Genomic DNA, 2,652 nt, shown 5'->3' with positions numbered 1-2,652 from the left:
TCCGAAAAATATACAGTAATTGTCAACGATGGATTGTTAATAAAAACTTGCAACTATCAAGTGACTTTTCTGCTAAATATCAGTATATAAAAATCCCTTTCAATTTTAAAGCAATTGCAGATCAAGAAATTATTGCTAGTGATATTTTAGAGCAATGTCAGCTTTTTATATATCAACCTACTCCTGAAAATAAGTATGGAGAACAAAGTAGTGAAGCAATCATCAAAAGATTACCTAAAAACTGTAGGTGTATTTCATTGCCTTATATATATTTTAATGGTTATTGGCCTCAGCTAAATACATCTCTGCATCCAGAGTTTAGGCATGGAGATCAAAACCTTGCTAATTACTTTCAAAAGAATACTCCATTACAAACAGTAATAAAAGAACTAAATGATGTTAATTTTTATGATAAACNGGCCTCAGCTAAATACATCTCTGCATCCAGAGTTTAGGCATGGAGATCAAAACCTTGCTAATTACTTTCAAAAGAATACTCCATTACAAACAGTAATAAAAGAACTAAATGATGTTAATTTTTATGATAAACAATTCTTGATCGATCAAGTTTATTCTTCTTTAAAAACTTTAGAATCAAAAGAGCAAAGTACAGACATTAAACTCTCAAGTTTTATCAGAGATAATTATCAACGCCATTATCTTTTTCATATAGAAAGACATCCTTCTAATTTAATTGGCTTTGAAGTTTCAAAACAAATTTTATCACTTCTTGACATCTCCACGATTACAGAGCCAGCTTCTGAAGAATTACTTATAGCTCACCAAACTCCTATCTACCCTTCTGTAGCACATCATTTGGGTTTAACTTTTTTCAATCCAGATTTTCAATACAAAGTTAATTTCAGTTCTCAAAAGCTAAACTTCAATAAGTATATCAAAAAATCCTATAATAAGCTAAGGAAAGGTGATTGGAATTTCTAGTTGTAAGCATTCAGCTATTAGCCGTCAGCTATCAGCAATAATACCCTGTGCTTACAGCAGTTTTCATTTGGATAGACCACTGTAGGGAGGTTGCATGCAACCTCCCTACAGGGTTATAATTTCTTTAATGTGGTTCATTAACCTGAAAACTGCTTTCAATAGCGAATGGAATGGATTGGAAGGAAGCAATCTCGCGACACCCCTGAGATTGCTTCCTATCTTGGCTGCGGACTACTATTCAACCGGATTCTATATAGAGCGCTTCCCGTTGTTATGAGGTACAAAATTTTAGGTTTGAGGGAACAGGGAACAGGGAACAGGGAACAGGGAATAGGGAATAGGGAATAGGGAATAGGGAATAGGGAATAGAAAAGAATAAAAACAACTGTACCTCATNAATAGGGAATAGGGAATAGGGAATAGGGAATAGGGAATAGGGAATAGGGAATAGGGAATAGGGAATAGGGAATAGGGAATAGAAAAGAATAAAAACAACTGTACCTCATAGCTTCGGAAACTGCTGTAAGTTGTAAAAAGGAATAATTGAATCAGTAAACTAGCTGATAAAATACTCTCAGCTAAAATATATTTAGCATTAAACAACTATCAAGTCTTCCATTGTTTATATCCTATTTATAAACATTCAGCTATTAGCGGTCAGTATCAGCAATAAGACTAGGAGAAAGCGCAGTTCCTCCACAGGAGGCAAGAGGCTAGCTGACGGCTGTTTGCCCAGCATTCCGCAGGAAATGCTTACACCTATTTATATCCTAATTTTATCAGAGTATCTCCAAATAACTCTATAAAACGCTTTTTATGTTTATCTTTAAAAAATTCTTCCCATTGATTTTTTTTTCCAGAACGCACATGAAGAGACTTTTTAACTTGACCAGAAAATATACTATTTTGGTACGCTATTTCCAAAATAATTGAAATAAATCTTTCTGGAAAGCCTAGAAACGTAAATATTTGCTCGAATAATATAAGATTTTNCTTTTTAACTTGACCAGAAAATATACTATTTTGGTACGCTATTTCCAAAATAATTGAAATAAATCTTTCTGGAAAGCCTAGAAACGTAAATATTTGCTCGAATAATATAAGATTATTATCTTCAATCAAATTTTCATACTTGATTTCTATAAAATTACTGTTGTTATAATCCCACTTTCTAATATCGTTTATAGTGATTGCAGCAGTATGTTCCATTTCAAAAAAAATTTGCTCATCAATAGAGGAGTATGAATTAATTTTTTCTTGATATGTTAATCCACCAAATTCTTTTCTTTTGGTATGTAGCCATTTTTCATCTGCTTTTTGATGATAAAAACATCCTGATATTATTATGTCTCTTGGATCTCTGATTAGATGTAAACCCCGATATGGTGGTAATAAATCAAGTTTAAATCGGCTATGATCGTCAAAAAAAATGTCAAAGTTATTTTTTGGTAGACTATCCTGGGAGCCAGCATAATAAACCAAATCAAGTTTTTTTGCTATTCTAAAAAAAACTTTTCGCATCCAGACAGAGCCAGTTTTGTGGTGGGTTCCGACTAAAACTTTTCGATCAATAATTTGTTTATTTTCCATGTTTAAAGTTATTTTAGTTATACAGGATATTTCAGGTAAATAATCTACGATGTGGAAATAGTAAAATTATTTTAGTGCGGGCATCTTTCCCGCTAAATATGTACCTTACGGGGTTTTCGG

Annotated in this window: 1 protein-coding gene and 2 pseudogenes; 2 read left to right on the top strand and 1 reads right to left on the bottom strand. The window is 32.7% G+C overall.

Annotated features, from left to right (window positions below; all coding sequences use genetic code 11):
* Positions 1-8: 8 nt before the first annotated feature.
* Positions 9-417: pseudogene (locus AFK68_RS44105) on the top strand (WcbI family polysaccharide biosynthesis putative acetyltransferase); the annotation flags it as partial.
* 138 nt (positions 418-555) lie between these two features.
* Complete coding sequence (locus AFK68_RS44100; RefSeq protein WP_143437450.1) at positions 556-942, top strand: WcbI family polysaccharide biosynthesis putative acetyltransferase; 387 nt, start codon at positions 556-558, stop codon at positions 940-942.
* A gap of 993 nt (positions 943-1,935) precedes the next feature.
* Here AFK68_RS44100 and AFK68_RS02640 read toward each other — a convergent pair.
* Positions 1,936-2,532, bottom strand: a pseudogene (locus AFK68_RS02640) (hypothetical protein); the annotation flags it as partial.
* Positions 2,533-2,652: the final 120 nt, after the last annotated feature.

This window comes from Hydrocoleum sp. CS-953 (genome assembly GCF_002260545.1).
Lineage (GTDB): Bacteria > Cyanobacteriota > Cyanobacteriia > Cyanobacteriales > Microcoleaceae > Trichodesmium.
Note: the sequence above shows the minus strand (reverse complement) of the source record. Positions and strands in the feature narration are given on the sequence as shown.